This is a genomic window from Candidatus Eisenbacteria bacterium (genome assembly GCA_013140805.1).
Classification (GTDB): domain Bacteria; phylum Eisenbacteria; class RBG-16-71-46; order RBG-16-71-46; family RBG-16-71-46; genus JABFRW01.
In genome coordinates this window covers 1-2691 of the sequence record JABFRW010000047.1, presented here as the reverse complement: position 1 = coordinate 2691, position 2691 = coordinate 1, and the positions used below count along the sequence as shown (strand labels likewise).

The 2691-nt window shown below is 72.1% G+C and carries 3 protein-coding genes; all 3 read left to right on the top strand.

From position 1 onward, the window contains the following. Positions 1 to 136 precede the first annotated feature (136 nt). Positions 137 to 529: a DUF4129 domain-containing protein gene (locus HOP12_04465; GenBank protein ID NOT33407.1), complete on the top strand. Its 393-nt coding sequence runs from the start codon at positions 137 to 139 to the stop codon at positions 527 to 529. Further along, positions 529 to 1509, top strand: coding sequence for a VWA domain-containing protein (locus HOP12_04460; GenBank protein ID NOT33406.1), 981 nt, complete (start codon positions 529 to 531; stop codon positions 1507 to 1509). The genes HOP12_04465 and HOP12_04460 overlap by 1 nt, the downstream gene beginning before the upstream one ends. A gap of 10 nt (positions 1510 to 1519) precedes the next feature. Next, positions 1520 to 2691 (top strand): VWA domain-containing protein (locus HOP12_04455; GenBank protein NOT33405.1); only part of this gene is annotated, 1172 nt, incomplete at its 3' end.

Below are 2691 nucleotides of genomic sequence, written 5' to 3'. Positions count from 1 at the left end.
GAACGGCTCGCCGATGTACACGCGCCGATCGCGGCGCCCTGGTGGGAGCGGGTGCCGTGGGGCTGGATCGTCGGGATCGTGGTGGTGGCGGTCCTCGCAGTGCTGATCTGGAAGCGGCTCGCGCGCCGCCGTCGTGGTGGCCGCGCCGCGGACCTCGGTCGCTGCGCCGACTCGCGACCCGCGCGCCGAGGCGCTCGATGCCATCGAGGCGCTGCGCTCCGAGCGCCTGCCCGAAGCGTCGCGATTCGGGGAGCACGCGCTGAGGCTCGGCCGCATCCTGCGCGTCTATCTGGAGCGCTCACTCGGCATCACGCAGCCCGGAGACACCACGCCCGAGCTGGTCGCCCATCTGCGCGCCGGTGGAGCGGAGCCCGAGGAACTGCAGCGACTGGCGGCGTTGCTGCGCATCTGGGATCGGGTCAAGTTTGCGCGCGAGGCGCCGACCGTCGAGGAGGCGCAGCGCGCCGAGCAGGCGGTCGAGGCGGTGGTGAGACGCGATCGGCCGATCGCGGCCGGGCGGGTGGCCTGATGCGTCTCGAGCAACCGCTGTGGCTGCTGGCGTTGCTGATCCTGCCGTGGGTGCTATGGCGGGCATGGCGACCGGCGGCGCGGGCCGCGGCCATTGCGTGGTCCCGCTCGCGGGGTCCGTGGCGCGCCGGTCGCGCGGCATGGGTACTGCGTTCGATCGAGGTGCTGCCGTGGCTGGCGCTGGTGCTCGCGCTGGTGGTGCTCGCGCGTCCTCAACAGGGTCTGCGCCAGACCGAGACCGAGACGCGCGGAGTCGACATCATGCTCGCGATCGACGTGAGCCCCAGCATGCGTGCCGAGGATTTCCGGCCACGCAACCGCCTGTTCGTCGCCCGATCGACCGCGCGTGAATTCGTGCGCCAGCGCCGGCACGACCGCATCGGCATCGTGGGCTTCGCCGGCACTTCGTTCACCCAGTGCCCGCTGACGCTCGATCACGAAGTGCTGGACGAACTGCTCCAGGGACTCGACTTCGGCATGGCGGAGGATGGCACCGCGGTCGGCATGGGACTCGCGACCGCAGTGGCGCGACTTCGCGAGAGCCGCACGCCGAGCAAAGTGATCGTGCTGCTCACCGATGGCCAGAGCAATCGCGGCGCGATCGACCCCTTGAGCGGTGCGGAGCTCGCCAAGGTCTACGGCATCCGCGTCCATACCGTGCTGGTCGGGCGGGGAGGGATCGTGCCGGTCCCGGTCGAGGATCCGATCTACGGCCGGCGGCTCGAGATGGTGCGCATGGACGTCGATGACGGAACGCTGGCCGAGATCGCACGACGCACCGGCGGCAGATTCTTCCGCGCCACCGAGCCCGAGGCGCTCGCGAACATCTACACCGAGATCGACCGGCTCGAACGGGCACCGATCCGCTCGATCGAGTATCGGGACTACCACGACCTGGGCCCCTGGCTGCTCGCGATCGCGGCGATGTTGCTGGCCGCGCGAAGCCTTTCGGCCGCTACCTGGGCGGCGCGACTTCCATGAGGTGCGCGCGATGACGTTCTCGGAGCCGCGTGCGTTGTGGCTGCTGCTGGCCGTGCCGCTGGTCCTGCTGCTCGAGTGGCACGCGGCTCGGCGCTCGGCCCGTCAGCTGGTGGCGCTGATCGGGGCCCGCGCGGACCATCCGCTGCTGCGCCAGCGACGACCGGGGGAGCGCCGATTCGGCGCGGCGATGCGCGCGGTGGCGCTGGCAGCACTCGCATTCGGCGCTGCCGGGCCCGAGTGGGGGACCGAGCTCAAACGCCGCACCGCGACCGGTTCCGACGTGGTGTTCGTGATCGACGTCTCCGCCAGCATGGACGCGCGAGACGTCAATCCGTCACGGCTCGAGGAGGCGCGTCGCGAGGCCCTGGCCTTGCTCGATCGGCTCGGGGGCAGCCGCGTCGGGGTGGTGGCGTTTGCGGGTGACGCGGTCCGGCTGTGTCCATTGACACTGGATCGCGGCGCGGTGCGACTGGTGATCGAGTCGCTGTCGAGCGGCACCGTGGGTGAGCCCGGCACCGACCTGGGTCGCGGGCTCGAGGTCGCCGCGCGCATGCTGCCGGGCGGACGCCGCAGCGAACAGGTGGTGGTGCTGTGGACCGACGGCGAAGATCTGGAGAAGGGCTTCGAGCGCGGCATCGATGCGGTGGTGCGCGCCGGGCAACGCGTCTACGCGGTCGGCGTCGGCACACGCGGCGGCGACGTCATCCCGGTGCTCGACGAGGATGGAAGGTCGGTCGACGTGAAACGCGACGAAGCAGGTGCCGCGGTGCGCAGCCGGCTCGACGAGACCGCACTGCGTGAGGTCGCCAGACGCACGCGAGGTGCCTACTTCTCGGCTTCGCGTGCGGGCGGCGAGACCGGCCGGCTGCTGGCCGCGGTCGGACGCCTCGGGCGCAGCGAACGCGGCGAGCGACTGGTCGAACGCTCGGTCCCGCGCTATCCGTGGTTCGCAGCGCTCGCCGCCCTCGCGCTGGTGCTCGAACGCGCGCGAGCGCGCCGGCGCATCCGCGGCGAGGGTGATTCGGCCGGCAAGCGGACCGGCGACTCGAAGGCCCCCGCCGCGGGCGCGATGCAGGATTCGACCGGCTCCGCGCCGCGGCCGGCCACTCCGGTGGCGGCGGCGTTGTTCGCGCTGGCCGTGGCCTGCGGAGTGATCGGACCTGCCGCGACGGCCCTGGCGCA

Coding starts and splice junctions, on each gene's coding strand:
- HOP12_04460 (NOT33406.1), top strand. CDS start 529: ATGCGTCTCGAGCAACCGCTGTGGCTGCTGGCGTTGCTGATCCTGCCG.